At 58.6% G+C, this 15,795-nt stretch carries 13 protein-coding genes and 1 tRNA gene; 8 read left to right on the top strand and 6 right to left on the bottom strand.

Features of this window, described 5'->3' with window-relative positions; translation table 11 throughout:
- Positions 1-75: 75 nt before the first annotated feature.
- The 3 genes from AXW79_RS09480 to AXW79_RS09490 all read left to right on the top strand — a co-directional run bounded on the left by AXW79_RS09480 (position 76) and on the right by AXW79_RS09490 (position 3,565).
- The gene (locus tag AXW79_RS09480; RefSeq protein WP_005320182.1) at positions 76-1,110 is read left to right on the top strand and encodes a sensor histidine kinase; all 1,035 of its coding nucleotides are present in this window, start codon (positions 76-78) and stop codon (positions 1,108-1,110) included.
- On the top strand, positions 1,107-2,450 hold the full coding sequence (locus AXW79_RS09485) for a sigma-54-dependent transcriptional regulator (protein ID WP_011898552.1): 1,344 nt from the start codon (positions 1,107-1,109) through the stop codon (positions 2,448-2,450). Before AXW79_RS09480 ends, AXW79_RS09485 begins: the two co-directional genes overlap by 4 nt.
- A 353-nt stretch (positions 2,451-2,803) precedes the next feature.
- Entirely contained in the window at positions 2,804-3,565 is a 762-nt protein-coding gene (locus AXW79_RS09490; RefSeq protein WP_005320178.1) for a Nif3-like dinuclear metal center hexameric protein, read from the top strand.
- 117 nt (positions 3,566-3,682) lie between these two features.
- On the opposite strand, the gene purN is transcribed toward AXW79_RS09490, so the two are convergent.
- Together purN and purM are read right to left on the bottom strand one after the other, a co-directional pair.
- Complete coding sequence (gene purN / locus AXW79_RS09495; protein ID WP_005320176.1) at positions 3,683-4,321, bottom strand: phosphoribosylglycinamide formyltransferase; 639 nt, start codon at positions 4,319-4,321, stop codon at positions 3,683-3,685.
- Positions 4,322-4,353: 32 nt separating this feature from the next.
- On the bottom strand, positions 4,354-5,391 hold the full coding sequence (gene purM, locus AXW79_RS09500) for a phosphoribosylformylglycinamidine cyclo-ligase (RefSeq protein WP_005320174.1): 1,038 nt from the start codon (positions 5,389-5,391) through the stop codon (positions 4,354-4,356).
- 175 nt (positions 5,392-5,566) lie between these two features.
- On the opposite strand from purM, the gene upp reads away from it, so the two are divergent.
- The 3 genes from upp to hda all read left to right on the top strand — a co-directional run bounded on the left by upp (position 5,567) and on the right by hda (position 8,167).
- Positions 5,567-6,193: a uracil phosphoribosyltransferase gene (upp, locus tag AXW79_RS09505; protein WP_005320172.1), complete on the top strand. Its 627-nt coding sequence runs from the start codon at positions 5,567-5,569 to the stop codon at positions 6,191-6,193.
- 149 nt (positions 6,194-6,342) lie between these two features.
- Positions 6,343-7,362: a DUF2066 domain-containing protein gene (locus AXW79_RS09510; protein WP_005320169.1), complete on the top strand. Its 1,020-nt coding sequence runs from the start codon at positions 6,343-6,345 to the stop codon at positions 7,360-7,362.
- A 103-nt stretch (positions 7,363-7,465) separates the two neighbouring features.
- Entirely contained in the window at positions 7,466-8,167 is a 702-nt protein-coding gene (gene hda, locus AXW79_RS09515) for a DnaA inactivator Hda (protein ID WP_005320168.1), read from the top strand.
- Between the two features lie 95 nt (positions 8,168-8,262).
- On the opposite strand, the gene aceA is transcribed toward hda, so the two are convergent.
- The 4 genes from aceA to AXW79_RS09530 form a co-directional block, all read right to left on the bottom strand.
- Positions 8,263-9,576: an isocitrate lyase gene (aceA, locus tag AXW79_RS09520; protein WP_005320166.1), complete on the bottom strand. Its 1,314-nt coding sequence runs from the start codon at positions 9,574-9,576 to the stop codon at positions 8,263-8,265.
- A 75-nt stretch (positions 9,577-9,651) separates the two neighbouring features.
- Complete coding sequence (gene aceB / locus AXW79_RS09525) at positions 9,652-11,259, bottom strand: malate synthase A (protein WP_005320165.1); 1,608 nt, start codon at positions 11,257-11,259, stop codon at positions 9,652-9,654.
- Positions 11,260-11,965: 706 nt separating this feature from the next.
- Positions 11,966-12,100, bottom strand: a complete 135-nt coding sequence (locus tag AXW79_RS23955; protein WP_005320161.1) for a hypothetical protein — start codon at positions 12,098-12,100, stop codon at positions 11,966-11,968.
- A gap of 280 nt (positions 12,101-12,380) precedes the next feature.
- A tRNA-Pro gene (locus AXW79_RS09530) sits at positions 12,381-12,457 on the bottom strand.
- A gap of 286 nt (positions 12,458-12,743) precedes the next feature.
- Here AXW79_RS09530 and tadA point away from each other — a divergent pair.
- Both tadA and AXW79_RS09540 read left to right on the top strand, forming a co-directional pair.
- Positions 12,744-13,343, top strand: coding sequence for a tRNA adenosine(34) deaminase TadA (gene tadA, locus AXW79_RS09535; RefSeq protein WP_005320160.1), 600 nt, complete (start codon positions 12,744-12,746; stop codon positions 13,341-13,343).
- Between the two features lie 207 nt (positions 13,344-13,550).
- Entirely contained in the window at positions 13,551-15,788 is a 2,238-nt protein-coding gene (locus AXW79_RS09540) for an ABC transporter permease subunit (protein WP_005320158.1), read from the top strand.
- The last annotated feature ends 7 nt before the right edge of the window (positions 15,789-15,795 follow it).

A 15,795-nucleotide genomic window follows, 5' to 3' on the forward strand; every position in this document is an offset into this window, starting at 1 on the left:
TTTGATTTATAGTGATATTTTTAGTGACATGGAAATTGAATAACCTGACCTAATCGCCAGTTTGAGGTCAGGTTTATGACAGCCCAGCAGCAGGACAACCCACTCCAGTCTCACGAGGTGAGCCAGCTTTATGCCATCTTCACGGCGCTGCCGACCGGTGTATTGCTGCTCGATGGCGAGGGTCGCATCACCCGTGCCAACCCGGCAGCCCTGGCACTGTTGGGGGAGCCGCTGGCAGGTCAGGCCTGGCGCCAGATCATCGACCGCTGCTTTCAGCCCCGTGAGGATGACGGTCACGAGATCTCCCTGCGTGACGGACGGCGGGTGCAGCTCTCGACCCAGCCGCTGCCGGATCAACCTGGCCAGTTGGTATTCATAACGGATCTGACTGAAACCCGCAAATTGCAGGACAGAGTCAACCACATGAAGCGGTTGTCTGCCCTTGGCAACATGGCAGCCTCGCTGGCCCACCAGATCCGCACACCGCTTTCTGCTGCCATGCTCTATGCGGCCAATCTTGCCAACCGTACCTTGAAACCCGAGTCCCGCAGCCAGTTCCAGCAAAAGCTGATGGCCAGGTTGCAAGATCTCGAGAAACAGATCAACGACATACTGCTGTTCGCTCGCAACGGTGACAACCAGGTGGTGACCCCCATCTCGGTACAGGGGTTGCTGGCCGAGGTACAGGCCGGTGCCGAGGCATTCTGCAACCAGCAAGGCTGCGAGTTGCACATGGAGGCGCCGGAGCCGGATCTCTGCCTGCTCGCCAACAGCAGTGCACTGGCGGGGGCCATCAACAACCTGATCGCCAACGCCCAGCAGGCGGGGGCAACCTCCTTGCTGGTGAGTGCGGTGCGCAGCGGCACCCGGGTGGAGATGCGCATCCTCGACAATGGCAAGGGGATGCCCGCTCACCTGCTCAACCAGATTTTCGAACCCTTCTTCACCACCCGCTCCCAGGGCACTGGCCTGGGCCTGGCGGTGGTGCAATCTGTGGTGCGTGCCCATCAGGGGGAGGTCAGCGTGGCCTCAGTGCCCACTGAAGGCACCTGCTTTACTCTGTCGTTCCCTCTGCATCAGCAACCGATGCAGCTTGGAGGTGTCGCATGACTCAGGCCCGTATTCTGGTCGTAGAAGATGACAATGGTCTGCGCGAAGCGCTGGTGGATACACTCTTGCTCGGCGGCTACGAGTGTCGTGAAGCGGACAGCGGCGAACGCGCCCTGCTGGCTCTGTCGCGCCAAAGCTTTGATATGGTGATCTCCGATATCCAGATGGGGGGCATGGATGGCCTGACCCTGCTGGCCGCTATCCGCCAGCAATATCCGCAGATCCCCGTGCTGCTGATGACGGCCTACGCCAACATCGACGGTGCCGTGCGCGCCATGCGGGAAGGCGCCATCGACTATCTTGCCAAGCCGTTTTCCCCCGAAGTGCTGCTCAATCAGGTCAGCCGCTATGTGCCAGCCCAGAAAGTAGAAAAGCGCGCTGTGGTATACGGGGATCCCAAGACCGCCGAACTGTTCCAGCTGGCGACCCGGGTGGCCAGAAGCGAAGCCACTGTCATGGTGACTGGCCCGAGCGGTACCGGTAAAGAGGTGCTGGCTCGCTACATTCACGACAACTCCAGCCGCGCCGAACAAACCTTCGTCGCCATCAACTGCGCCGCCATCCCGGAAAACATGCTGGAGGCGACCCTGTTCGGCTACGAGAAGGGTGCCTTCACCGGTGCCGTGCAGGGTTGTCCCGGCAAGTTCGAACAGGCCCAGGGCGGTACCTTGCTGCTCGACGAGATCACCGAGATGGATCTGGGGTTGCAAGCCAAGCTGCTGCGGGTATTGCAGGAAAAAGAAGTAGAGCGGCTCGGCAGTCGCAAGATGATCCCCCTCGATGTGCGGGTCATCGCCACCAGCAACCGGGATCTCAAGAAGGCGGTGCAGGACGGCCTGTTCCGTGAGGATCTCTACTACCGTCTCAACGTCTTCCCTCTGCGCTGGACCGCGCTCTGGGAGCGGCCCGGCGACATACTGCCGCTGGCGGAACACCTGCTGGCACTGCATGCCAGCCAGCAGGGGCTGCCGACGCCGCAGCTGGCAGAGAGGGCTCGCGAACGTCTGTTGGCCCACGCCTGGCCCGGCAACGTGCGCGAGCTGGACAACGTGGTACAACGAGCCCTGATCCTGAGTCCGGATGGCCTCATTGGCTGCGAGCACCTGATCCTGGAAGAGGTGGACGAGGAGGAGATCCGTTTCACCGGCAGCGACCGTCTCAGCGGTGGTGAGCATCTGGGCAGCGAGCTCAAGCAGCAGGAGCATCAGATCATCCTCGACACTCTGCAAGACTGCAACGGCAGTCGCAAGGCGGTGGCCGACAGGCTCGGCATCAGCCCGCGCACCCTGCGCTACAAGTTGGCCCAGATGCGGGAGGCGGGGATAGATCTTCCCGCCTGAGTATGGGGTCGAACCTGTCGTAGCCCTGGTTGCTTGGCCTGGTTATCAGGTGGCCGGGAGCCCCTCTAGGTTGCAAGGTGGTGTGGAAACTGTCGTGACCCTCATGGTCTGACTCTGTTGTCCAAAAGGAAGGGCTCGCCTGTTTGCGGGAAGGTGGGGGTGAGCAATACCCTTGTCCCTGGCTGCCTGGCTTGGTTATCAGTGCAGTCAGGGTGGCGTTGCGTTCGAGTGCCCAGTGTGGGAACTGTCATGGTCTTGGCGGCCTGGCTCGATTATCATGGGGTCCTTGGCGTTTGAGCCTGGCCCCTGCTGTATCGTTGATGCAGGGGACCGAGCCTTTATAAGGGACCCCTATGATCTCTCATCGAAAACTCGAAACCGTACTCAACCATCTACTTGAACCCCACGCCATCAAGGATTACTGCCCCAATGGGTTGCAGGTGGAAGGGCGCGCGCGCATTCGCAAGGTCGTGACCGGCGTCACCGCCAGTCAGGCTCTGATCGATGCAGCTGTGGCCCTAGACGCCGATGCCATTCTGGTCCATCACGGTTACTTCTGGAGCGGCGAGCCGGCCCAGATCACCGGTATGAAGCAGCGTCGCCTCAAGACCCTGCTCACTCACGACATCAACCTGTTTGCCTATCATCTACCGCTGGATGTGCATCCCGAGGTGGGTAACAACGCCCAGCTTGCCAAGCTGCTGGACATCAAGGTGCGCCGTGGCCTGGAGCCCTGGAACAGCAAGAGCGTCGCCATGGTGGGCAAGCTGGAAGAGCCGATGAGCGGTCGTGATTTCGCAACGCTAATCGCCGAACGGCTCGGTCGTGAACCCCTTTATTGTGGTGACACAGGCCCCGAGCTTATCCGCTCCGTGGCCTGGTGCACTGGAGGTGGCCAGAGCTATATCAATCTGGCGGCGGAGCAGGGGATCGATGCTTTCATCTCCGGCGAAGCCTCCGAGCAGACCATCCACACCGCCCGCGAGATGGGAATGCATTTCTATGCGGCCGGGCACCATGCTACCGAGCGATACGGTATCAAGGCGCTGGGAGAGTGGCTGGCGACCGTGCAGGGGCTGGATGTGACCTTTATCGATATCGACAATCCGGTGTAAGTTCGATTAGCCGCGTAGCGGCGTAATCGGACATGACTGCAGTCATAGAGTGGATATGTAGAAATGACAAGGGAGGCTGAGCCTCCCTTGTTACATTTTGCATGCTGCGCTTGGCGGTTACTCGCAGGCATGACCTGCGGGGCCAAGGGCGGCACCGTCCAGCAGGACGGTATCGCCCTGCATTCTCAGCCTTCCCTCGCAGAACCACTGCACCACCAGCGGGTAGATGCTGTGCTCCTGGACCTGCACCCGGGCCGCCACTTCCTCGACATCGTCACCTTTGAAGATGGGGACGCGAGCCTGCAGGATCACGGGACCGCCATCCAGCTCTTCGGTGACGAAATGGACGCTGGCACCGTGCTCGCTATCACCGGCATCTATGGCGCGCTGGTGAGTGTGCAAGCCCTGATACTTGGGCAGCAGTGAAGGGTGGATGTTGAGCATCCGGCCTGCAAAGTGACGCACCAGATCGGCACTCAGGATCCGCATAAAGCCGGCCAGTACCACCAGATCCGGCTGATAGTCATCCATCAGCGCCTGCAGGGCGACGTCATACTCCGCCCGGCTGGCAAACTGCTGCTGGGCCAGAATGGAGGTCGCTACCCCGGCCGTTTGCGCACGCACCAAGCCGTAGGCATCGGCCTTGTTGCTGATGACGCCGACCACTTCGCCGGCAATCTTGCCGCTGGCGCAACTGTCGAGAATAGCCTGCAGGTTGCTGCCGCTGCCGGAGACAAGCACCAGGATGCGTTTCATAGGGGAGGTCATTTGGCTGCTGATTCGGTCATTCATTGAATGATGACCTGCTCCTCACCATCGACCGCCTTGGCGATATGGCCGATGTGCCATGCATTCTCGCCTTCGGCCTTGAGCAGGGTCAGCGCTTTTTCAAGCTGATCCGCCGGCAGGGCGATGATCATGCCGACACCGCAGTTGAAGGTACGGTACATCTCGTGGCGGGTGACGTTGCCGGCCTGCTGCAACCAGCTGAACACCGCCGGCCACTGCCAGCTCTGCTCGTCGATCACCGCCTGGGTGTTGGCGGGCAGTACGCGCGGTATGTTTTCCCAGAAGCCGCCGCCGGTGATGTGGGACAGGGCGTGGATCTCGCACTCCTTGATGAGCTTGAGCACCGGCTTCACATAGATGCGGGTCGGCTCCAGCAAGGCGCTGGCCAGGGTGGTATCACCCAGCGGCTGGTGCACATCTGCCTTGGAGACCTCAAGGATCTTGCGGACCAGAGAGAAACCGTTGGAGTGGGGGCCACTGGCAGCCAGGGCGATCAGGGCATCGCCGTCACCCACTTTGCTGCCGTCGATGATCTCGCTCTTTTCCACCACACCGACGCAGAAACCGGCGATGTCGTAGTCTTCCCCTTCATACATGCCTGGCATCTCGGCGGTTTCGCCGCCCACCAGGGCACAACCTGATTGCTCACAGCCGACACCGATACCGGTGACAACAGCCGCGGCCGTGTCCACGTCCAGCTTGCCGGTGGCATAGTAGTCGAGGAAGAACAGGGGCTCAGCACCCTGTACGATCAGGTCGTTGACGCACATGGCCACCAGGTCGATACCGACGGTATCGTGCTTTTTCAGATCGATGGCGAGACGCAGCTTGGTGCCCACACCATCGGTACCGGAGACCAGTACCGGTTCCTTGTAGCCCGCAGGGATTTGACACAGGGCCCCAAAGCCGCCAAGACCACCAAGGACTTCAGGACGACGAGTGCGTTTTGACACGCCCTTGATACGTTCAACCAGTGCATTGCCAGCATCGATATCTACGCCAGCATCCTTGTAGCTCAGTGAGGTTTTGTCAGTCACGCGTATTCCCCGTCATATGAAGAAGTGGAGGGTAAAATTCGGGGCGTATTCTAACAGTGGCCGAGTAAAAGCAGAAAGGAAATCGTTTGCGCGTTTTTGCGTGGAAAAGCTCTACAAGCCGTGGCTTTTGTTGTATGATTCCGCGATTTTTTCGCGGCAGTTAGAGGAGATAATAATGAAAGTCGTTGAAGTCAAACACCCCCTGGTCAAACACAAAATCGGGTTGATGCGTGAAGGCGATATCAGCACCAAGCGTTTCCGTGAACTGGCCAAAGAAGTGGGCAGTTTGTTGACCTACGAAGCGACCTCTGACTTCGAAACCGAGAAGGTTACCATCGACGGCTGGAACGGACCAGTGGAAGTTGACCAGATCAAGGGCAAGAAGGTCACTGTCGTGCCTATCCTGCGTGCCGGTCTTGGCATGATGGATGGCGTGCTGGAGCACATGCCGAGCGCCCGCGTCAGCGTGGTCGGTATCTACCGCGATGAAGAGACTTTGCAACCGGTTCCCTACTTCGAGAAGATCGTCAGCAACATCGAAGAGCGCCTGGCGCTGGTCATAGACCCCATGCTGGCCACTGGCGGCTCCATGATTGCCACCATCGACCTGCTGAAAAAGAAAGGCTGCCAATCCATCAAGGTGCTGGTGCTGGTCGCCGCGCCCGAAGGCATCAAGGCGCTGGAAGCCGCTCACCCCGACGTTGAGCTCTACTGCGCCTCCGTCGATCAGGGCCTGAACGAGAAAGGCTATATTGTCCCGGGTCTGGGCGATGCTGGCGACAAGATCTTTGGCACCAAGTAATTCCTGATGCCTTGACCACCTTCTCTGTATGAGGGGTGAGAATGGAGCCGGCGCCTTGCCGGCTCTGCTGTTTATGGCATCCTCTGTCTTGCTGCAATGCGCGCCTTGCCGCTACCATAAGCAGCATCTCCCATTTCGAGACTCCTCTCATGCTCAAACGTGTTGTGACCGTCCTCTGCTGCGGCTTGTCATTCATGGTCTCGGCCGCTCAGGTGACCGATCTCTATCAGGGCAAGGCGCCCACCAGCGGCGACATGGTGGCTGCCCAGTCCCAGGCGCTGGGGGATGTGCTCGTCAAGGTGACCGGCAAACGGGACATCCTCACCCAGCCTGACGTGGTCAAGGCGCTGGCCGCCCCCGGCGACTATGTGCAGCACTATGGCTATCAGGATGTGGGGCCGGTCAAGTTTCTGAAAGCCGACTTCAACGTGGCCAAGGTCAATGCCCTGATCTCCCAAAGCAAGTTTGCCCTGCTGGGGCCTGCAAGGCCACAGATGGCGCTCTGGCTGGTAATCAATGAGGGGGAGCGCCGCATCCTGCCGGATCAATCCAGCGATGGCTGGGCCAGCGCATTGCGAACCCAGAGCCAGGCCATGGGGCTGCCGGTCAGCATTCCTTTGATGGATCTCGATGACAACATGGCGGTCAACGCCACTGACGTCTGGGGTCGTTTTGCCGCTCCCATACTGCAGGCGAGCCAGCGTTACGGCGCCGAGATGGTGGTGCTGGGCAAGCTGACACCGGAAGGTGACAAGTGGAGCATAGACTGGGGCCTTTATGGGCCCAAGGCCGGTGGCGAACTGGCCGAACTCACCCGTGGCAGCAGCAGTGGTACCCAGGCCGAGGTGGCACAGCATTTTGCCGATGAGCTGGCTGCCTGGCTGGTACAAAACTATGGCGCGCGCATTTCGGGTGTCGCTTCCAGTCAGACACTGGTGGTGGAAGGTTTGTCCGGTATTGATGGCATGATCACGGTGCAGAAGATGCTGCAGGGGATGGCCAGCGTGACCAAGGTGACTATCGGCAAGCTGGAGGGGGACAAGGTGACCTTCGATCTCTCGTTGCAGGGCGACAAGGCCGAGCTCATCCGCGGCCTGCAACTGGAGAGCCGGTTGCGCCAGATTGATGATAATGACAGCGGTTTGCGTTACCAATGGTCGCAGCCCTGATCATTTCATCGTGTTCCCGACCGCCCGGCCAAGTCCGGGCGGTTCTCTATCTGCCTTTGCGATGGTACACTCTGGCACAAATGTCACAGTCAAAGCCTAACGAGTGAAGCAACCGGCCCAACTGTCTTTAGCCGTACAACTACCGGATGATGAAACCTTCGTCAGTTTTTATCCCGGCAACAATGCTCATCTGATCACCGCCCTCAAGAATGCGGCCATTGGTCAGGGATCGCCTTTCCTCTATTTCTGGGGTGCCAAGGGATCGGGACGTTCCCATCTGCTCCATGCAACCTGTGCCGAGGTCAATGCCCGCGATGCGGCGGCGGCCTATCTCTCCCTCGATCAGTTTGAACAGCTGGATCCCAGCATGCTCGACGCCCTCGAAAGCTTGCCACTGGTCTGTCTCGACAGCCTGGAAGCCATCGCCGGCAATGCGCAGTGGGAACGTGCCCTGTTCGATTTTTACAATCGCTGGCAGGAGAAGGGGGAAGGTACCCTGGTGGTCACGGGTTGCAGCGCACCGCGCAAGCTGGGGCTGCAACTGCCGGATCTCGCCTCCCGCCTCGACTGGGGGGTGAGTTTCCATCTCGACGAGCTGGATGATGAAGGCAAGCTCAGTGCCCTGCAGCTGCGTGCCGAGCTGCGGGGCTTCAAATTGCCCATCGATGTGGGCCGCTTCCTGCTCAACAGACTCTCCCGCGACATGCGCACCTTGCTTACCACCCTCAATCAGCTCGATAACGCCTCATTTCGCGCCAAGCGCAAACTCACTATCCCCTTTGTGAAAGAGATCCTCGAACTTTGAGCGGGCTGCGGCTGCGTGTACGGGTAAGACCCGGATTGAAACCAAAAAGAAACCCCGGCACCAGGCCGGGGTTTTTGTCTGTGCGACTGTCGTGATCAGTGAAACTGATCTTCTTCGGTCGAACCCGTCAGTGCGGTTACTGAAGATTGTCCACCCTGAATGACGGTAGTGACCTTGTCGAAGTAACCCGTGCCCACTTCCTGCTGGTGAGCAACGAAGGTGTAACCACGGCTGGCGGCGGCAAATTCCGGCTCTTGTACCATCTCGACGTAGTGCTTCATCCCCTCGCCACGGGCGTACTGGTAAGCCAGTTCGTACATGTGGAACCACATATTGTGGATACCCGCGAGGGTAATGAACTGGTACTTGTAACCCATGTCAGAGAGCGCCTGCTGGAAGCGGGCGATGGTGGCATCGTCCAGATTCTTTTTCCAGTTGAAGCTGGGGGAGCAGTTGTAGGCCAGTATGGTGTCCGGGTACTGCGCCTTGATGGCTTCGGCAAACTTGCGCGCCTCGTCCAGATCCGGCTTGGCGGTTTCACACCACACCATGTCGGCGTAGGGGGCATAAGCCAAACCACGGGAGATGGCCTGCTCGATACCCGCCTGCACCTTGTAGAAACCTTCGGCGGTACGCTCACCGGTCAGGAAGCCTGAATCGTACGGATCCGCATCCGTGGTCAGCAAGTCCGCCGCGTTGGCGTCGGTACGGGCGATCACCAGGGTGGTGGTGCCACAGACGTCGGCTGCGAGGCGTGCTGCAACCAGCTTCTGCACCGCTTCCTGAGTCGGCACCAGCACTTTGCCGCCCATGTGGCCGCACTTCTTGACCGATGCCAGCTGATCTTCGAAGTGTACGCCGGCGGCGCCCGCTTCAATCATCCCCTTCATCAGCTCGAAGGCGTTCAGCACGCCGCCGAAACCGGCTTCGGCATCCGCCACGATCGGCAGGAAGTAGTCGATGAAACCGGCATCCTGCGGACCCACCTTGTTGGCCCACTGGATCTGGTCGGCACGGGCAAACGAGTTGTTGATGCGCTCAACCACCGAGGGGACGGAGTTGGCCGGATAGAGAGACTGATCCGGGTACATGGTGGAGGACAAGTTGTTGTCCGCCGCCACTTGCCAGCCGGAGAGGTAGATGGCCTCTATACCTGCCTTGGCTTGCTGCACTGCCTGGCCGCCGGTCAGGGCGCCGAGGCAGTTGACGTAGCCTTTCTTGGCGCTGCCGTGGATCAGCTCCCACAGTTTGTCGGCGCCGCGCTGAGCCAGGGTGTGCACCGGCTGCAAGCTGCCGCGCAGATTCACCACGTCTTCGGCGCTGTAGCCGCGCTTGATCCCTTTCCAGCGGGGGTTTTCTGCCCAGTCTTTCTCGATAGCCTGGATCTGTTGCTCACGGGTCAGTGCCATATCAGTTCCCTCTTTCATTGATTTCACGTTTCCATTGACTTGTTATTGGCGGGCTCCGCTGGGGAGACCCGGAGTTCAGAGCCGCTCGTAACCGGGCAGCGTCAGAAAATCGATCAGGGTATCGGCGCAGGTGATCTGCTCCATCAACTCGCTCGCTTCGGCAAAGCGTCCTGCTTGCCAGCGGGCGGCGCCCACTTCATGTTTGACCACCTCCTGCTCCTCGGCCAGCATCTGGCGAAACAGCTCTTTGGTCACCACCTTGCCGTTGGAGAGGCTCTTGCCGTGGCGGATCCACTGCCAGATGGAGGTGCGGGAGATCTCGGCGGTGGCCGCATCTTCCATCAGGCCATAGATGGGCACGCAGCCATTGCCACCTATCCAGGCTTCCAGATATTGCAGGGCGACCCGGATATTGGTGCGCATGCCCGTTTCGGTACGTTCGCCTTCACAGGGAGCCAGCAGGTCGGCGGCTGTGATGGGTGCATCCTGCTCGCGCAATACGCCGATCTGGTTCTTGGCGCCTGCCGGTATGGTGGCGTTGAACACGGCCATGGCGGTGTCGGCGAGGCCGGGATGGGCGACCCAGGTGCCATCGTGGCCGTTGCTTGCTTCCCGCTCCTTGTCCGCCTTGACCTTGGCAAACACCTGCTCGTTGACGGCGGCATCCTTGGCCGGGATAAAGGCGGCCATGCCGCCCATGGCAAGAGCGCCCCGCTTGTGGCAGGTCTTGATCAGCAGCCGTGAATAGGCTGAGAGGAAGGGTTTGTCCATGGTGACCACCTGACGGTCGGGCAGCACTCTGTCCCCATGATCTTTCAGCGTCTTGATATAGCTGAAGATGTAGTCCCAGCGGCCGCAGTTCAGCGCGACTATGTGATCCTGCATCTGATAGAGCAGCTCATCCATCTCGAACACCGCCGGCAGGGTTTCGATCAGCACGGTAGCCTTGATGGTGCCGCGGGGCAGACCGAACTTGTCTTCGGTCCAGGCAAACACTTCGCTCCACCAGCGACCTTCCAGATGACTTTGCAGCTTGGGCACATAGAAGTAGGGGCCCGAGCCCTTGGCCAGCAGCGCCTGATGGTTGTGCAGGAAATAGAGTGCGAAGTCGAACAGGCCGCCGGGGATGGGCTCCCCATCGAAGGTGACATGTTTTTCCGGCAGGTGCAGGCCACGTACCCGGCAGATGAGCACGGCCGGATTGGAATTCAGGGTATAGGCTTTGCCTTCCGGACTGGTGTAGGAGACGGTGCCATTGACCGCATCGCGCAGGTTGATTTGACCCTCGATCACTTTATTCCAGGCAGGAGCCAGGGAATCCTCGAAGTCCGCCATGAAGACTTCGACATTGGCGTTGAGAGCGTTGATGACCATCTTGCGCTCAACTGGCCCCGTTATCTCTACCCGGCGGTCTTGCAAGTCGGCCGGGATACCGCGCACCGTCCAGTCGCCTGCACGGATATGTGCTGTTTCCGGCAGAAAGTCCGGCAGCTCGCCGCCATCGATACGGGCCTGGCGTGCCACACGTTGTTTCAACAATTCGCCCCGTTGGGGAGCAAAGCGTTCCACCAGTTCGGATACCAGGGCCACCGCATCCGGCGTCAGAATTTGCGCGTATTCGGGAAGCATCTCGCCCTGGATGCGCAGACGGGCGCTACAGTGGGTCTGGGCCGGTGCCGACATAGGGTTCACTCCTTTGAGAATTACATTTTGAACTAATTAACTACGACTAAAGTCGATCCCTGTTCTTTCAAGCTTCCCATAACAACGGGATAACACGATTCATAAGGTGCGAAATATTGCCCTCTCCGTCAACCACTTTTTTAAAACGCCTGTTTCTGACATATGGTTAAGGTTATGTTTTTAATGACATTATGTGATTGGTGTAAATGCTCTATGCAGATGGTTATGCTCTTGGTTTCCTACCCCCTGTGGTGGTGTAGGCCAGCGGTGTTTTGAATACTCGGGATGTAACTAATTACGTAATAAAATTACAAATGCAAAAACAAATCCCGACCTTACTCCAAGCTTTCAGAAAACGGCTGTATGAAATGATTTTTTGGATCTCAGTGAATACTCAGCTCTCGCCAGTGTTGGCTATTGAACGTTTGTTTAAAACTTGGATGGGGAAGAGGGGGCGAATGGGGTTTATCTCGTCAGCAGGGGAAAAGTGACGAGCAATAACGTAGGTTTGTATCACCTTGGCTTGCTATCTGGGGTGATGAGGGGAGGAGGTTGGGAAGTGGATAAAACTGATAAATCGTAGTTACACAGCATTTTATTGTTATTTGTGTCAGTGGGCCTTCCTGGCCCCCGGGGAAGGTAAAAAGGTGGCGAAACCCAAGGTTTCAGCGGCCACTTTTCCTCTTCTACTCTATCTTGAGCGGGATCAGTATTCGTCGTCCGGCGCCGCGAGATCGACCACATCCAGATGCACTATAGTGCCGTATTCGTGCTCGCCGAGTTCGATGTCGGCTTGTGGCAAGGGGGCTGGGTGGGGCTGTGATTCAACTGCTTGCGTCATGGGTGCTTGCCTCATTGGATTGCAAGCCGGTCGGTGACTCCATCACCCGGATTCCCACCTCCCTGTTTCATTGCCGGCGGAAAAGTCGCGTATCCTAGCGACACTCGCCACAGGTTTCAAGTGATTCTGAATAAAAAATATACCACCAATGTGTGATGGCTCTGTGGTGGCGCCTGCCGGACAGAGTACTGCCAGGGTCATAAGGAGGATGAAGGGGCTGGAGTGAAATGGAGGTAAAAAAATAGCCCAGTCGTTTGACTGGGCTATTTCTCGGGGAAAATGGTCGGTGTGAGAGGATTCGAACCTCCGACCCTCTACACCCCATGCAGATGCGCTACCTGGCTGCGCTACACACCGACGAGGTCAGTTCGAGCTGACGAAAGGGAGTCTAATGATATGAATCTGTTGGTGCAACTCCTTTTTTATCAGTGAGATGTCGATTGCTTCTTTATTGCTCACTCAAGATGCTGCTTGGGCCGGCCACGGAGATTTGGCATAATCGCCGCCCCGTATTGCGGTGGAAAAATTGCGCCGCAGGGCTAGCTTGGCGACTGTGGTCAAGGCGCCAGCAACCGCAGGTGTGGTGCCTGTTCCAGGCGCAGGCAAGCTCTGATGGGCGCAGTCACATGCAGGGCAAGCCGTCATGAACAACCAATCGGTCATGAACAACCAATCGAGAGAGGAGCAAGGGGTGGAACCATCAGCAGCCGCAGTATCCCTGAGCCAGACAGCACAGCAAGCAGAGCAGGATGAGCGCTGGATGCGCCATGCCATGGCACTGGCAGCCCGGGCCGAGGGGATCGGCGAGATCCCGGTCGGTGCCGTGCTGGTGCTGGGAGACGAAGTGGTCGGTGAGGGGGGGAATCGCTCCATCAGCGAGCATGATGCGTGTGCCCATGCGGAGATCATGGCGATCCGCGCAGCCGGTGCCCGACTGGAAAACTACCGTCTGATAGATACCGTGCTGTATGTGACGCTGGAGCCTTGCTGCATGTGCGCCGGTGCCCTCATTCACAGCCGGGTCAAGCGGGTGGTGTTCGGGGCGCGGGATCTCAAAACGGGAGCGGCAGGTTCCGTATTCGATATTTTGCAGGACCCCCGCCACAACCACAGAGTGTCGTTGACGGGGGGGGTGTTGGCAGATGCCTGCTCGGCTCAGCTCTCGGCCTTCTTCAAGCGCCGCCGCGCCGAGAAAAAGGCAGCCAGACAGGCGCTGCAACAAGCGACCGACTCTTCTTCTTGATGCAAGCGGGGGCGACTTTTGCCGCGTCCTGCTTCTCACCATTCAATATATTTTCATATAAAACAGATGGTTGAATCTGTTTCTTGCCAAAAAATGTGGTCCTTTTCCTCTTCGAAAATAAGCTCTGCTCAAGGGGCTTTGATGTAACAAAACTGTCATGCAACCGCCATATAATGCCGCCAAGCCTAGCTCACATTGAGGTCTTGCATGTCATCGGAATCGATCAACCTGGTCATGGCGGGCAGTAGAAAACGCCGGATCAAGGATAAGTTGGCCAAGTACGGAGTCACCACTGGTGGTGCTCTGGTGCTGGTGGCCCTGTTGCTCATTTTTTTCTATCTGCTTTATGTGGTGAAACCCATTTTCAACGGCGCCACCATGGAGCCGACCACGTCGTTCAGCCTGCCCATTGAAGGCAAGACAGCTTGGCTCGGGATGGAAGAGCAGAACGAGATCGGCTATCGCTTCAGCGACAAGGGGCTGGTCAACTTCTTTGCCATTCAGGCGGATGGCAAGGTCAAGGTGGGGCAGGCCATTGGTCAGGCTCAGGTTGCCGGTGACATCACGACGGTCACCAGCCCGGCGCCGGGCCAGAAGCTCATCGCCTACGGGTTTGCCGATGGCAAAGCCCTGGTGATGCAACCCTATTTCAAGGTTTCCTATCCCAATGATGTGCGGGTCATCGAGCCCAGCCTGAAATATCCCTTCGGCGAAGAGCCCGTGGTGATCGATCCCCAAGGCAAGGCGCTGCAGCTGATGGTATTTGAGGCCACCAAGGACAAGATGGCCACCGCCGCCGTGACCGAAGATGGCCGCGGCGTGATGACGGTGATGAGTGGCGAGGAGAATTTCATCTCGGGTGAAGTGGAGTGGAGCGCCCAGAACTACAGCATCCCCTCCTTGCCGCGTCATGTGGATCAAATGCTGCTGACCCCCAATCTGCGCATTTTGTTCGTGCGTGAGGCTAACCGCCTCTCTGTCTACGACATCCACAACCTCAATGACATCTCCCTGCGCAACGTCATGGAGATCAATGCCCCCAATGCCAACGTGACCCGGGTCGAGCTGCTCGCCGGTGCCTCCTCTTTGCTGGTGGGTAACGACAATGGTGTCATCTCCCAATGGTTCGAAGTGGCCAAGGATGGCAAGCGCCAGTTCACCCAGATCCGTGATTTCAAAGGCGATGGCCCTGTGGATTTGCTGACTCCTGAGCACTTTCGCAAGGGCTTCATCAGCGCAGGCAAGGATGGCACCATCAGCTTCTTCCACGCCACTGGCGAGACCAAGCTGCTGAGCGAGAAGGTGGAGGGGGGCATGCTGTCGGCACTGGCCATCTCGCCCCGCCACAACGTGCTGCTGATGCAGCAGGGCGACACCTTCAAGTTGTTTGCGGTCGAGAATGATCACCCCGAGGTGACCTGGTCTGCCCTGTGGCAAGAGGTGTGGTACGAGGGTTATCCCGAGCCCATGTATGTGTGGCAATCCACCTCCGCCAGCAACGATTTTGAGGCCAAGCTGAGTCTGGTTCCGCTGGTGTTCGGGACTCTGAAAGCGTCTTTCTACGCCATGATGTTTGCGGTGCCGCTCGGTGTTGCCGGTGCCATCTACACCGCCTATTTCATGTCGGCCGGGCTGCGTAAATACGTCAAGCCGACGGTCGAGATCATGGCGGCGCTGCCGACCGTTATCCTCGGTTTCCTGGCTGGTCTCTGGCTCGCTCCCATTATCGAAGGGGCACTGCCCGGCGTGGTGCTGCTGCTTGTCCTGTTGCCGATGGGGATGCTGCTGACCGCGCTGGTATGGAACTATCTGCCCGAGCGCAGCAAGTCCTGGTTGCCGGAAGGGTGGCATGCCATCCTGCTCATTCCTGTGCTGCTGTTGATTGGCTGGGGCGCCTTCTCTTTGAGCCCTCTCATCGAGAACGCCTTCATGCACGGCGATTCCCGTATCTGGCTGACCCATGAAATGGGCGTCAAGTTTGACCAGCGCAACTCCCTGGTGGTCGGTATCGCCATGGGCTTTGCGGTCATTCCCACCATTTTCTCCATCGCTGAAGACGCCGTCTTCTCCGTGCCCAAGCATCTGACTCAGGGGTCGCTGGCACTGGGCGCCACGCCGTGGCAGACCCTGAGCCGGGTGGTGATCCTCACCGCCAGCCCGGGCATCTTCTCGGCGGTGATGATGGGCCTTGGTCGCGCCGTGGGCGAGACCATGATAGTGCTGATGGCAACAGGCAATACCCCCATCATGGACTTCTCCATGTTCCAGGGACTGCGTACCCTGGCCGCCAATATTGCGGTGGAGATGCCGGAGTCGGAAGTGGGCAGCTCCCACTATCGGGTGTTGTTCCTCGCGGCCTTCGTCCTGTTTGTATTCACCTTTATGTTCAACACCCTGGCCGAGTTCGTGCGTCAGCGGTTGCGTGAAAAATACAGCTCCATGTAACGGGCAA

Origin of the sequence: Aeromonas salmonicida subsp. salmonicida (genome assembly GCF_001643305.1) — a bacterium.
Taxonomy (GTDB): domain Bacteria; phylum Pseudomonadota; class Gammaproteobacteria; order Enterobacterales; family Aeromonadaceae; genus Aeromonas; species Aeromonas salmonicida.

Bases quoted from the DNA above. Each gene is read 5' to 3' on its own strand.
- AXW79_RS09480 (WP_005320182.1), top strand. From the start codon at position 76: ATGACAGCCCAGCAGCAGGACAACCCACTCCAGTCTCACGAGGTGAGC.
- AXW79_RS09485 (WP_011898552.1), top strand. From the start codon at position 1,107: ATGACTCAGGCCCGTATTCTGGTCGTAGAAGATGACAATGGTCTGCGC.
- AXW79_RS09490 (WP_005320178.1), top strand. From the start codon at position 2,804: ATGATCTCTCATCGAAAACTCGAAACCGTACTCAACCATCTACTTGAA.
- purN (WP_005320176.1), bottom strand. From the start codon at position 4,321: ATGAAACGCATCCTGGTGCTTGTCTCCGGCAGCGGCAGCAACCTGCAG.
- upp (WP_005320172.1), top strand. From the start codon at position 5,567: ATGAAAGTCGTTGAAGTCAAACACCCCCTGGTCAAACACAAAATCGGG.
- AXW79_RS09510 (WP_005320169.1), top strand. From the start codon at position 6,343: ATGCTCAAACGTGTTGTGACCGTCCTCTGCTGCGGCTTGTCATTCATG.
- aceA (WP_005320166.1), bottom strand. From the start codon at position 9,576: ATGGCACTGACCCGTGAGCAACAGATCCAGGCTATCGAGAAAGACTGG.
- aceB (WP_005320165.1), bottom strand. From the start codon at position 11,259: ATGTCGGCACCGGCCCAGACCCACTGTAGCGCCCGTCTGCGCATCCAG.
- AXW79_RS23955 (WP_005320161.1), bottom strand. From the start codon at position 12,100: ATGACGCAAGCAGTTGAATCACAGCCCCACCCAGCCCCCTTGCCACAA.
- tadA (WP_005320160.1), top strand. From the start codon at position 12,744: ATGAACAACCAATCGGTCATGAACAACCAATCGAGAGAGGAGCAAGGG.
- AXW79_RS09540 (WP_005320158.1), top strand. From the start codon at position 13,551: ATGTCATCGGAATCGATCAACCTGGTCATGGCGGGCAGTAGAAAACGC.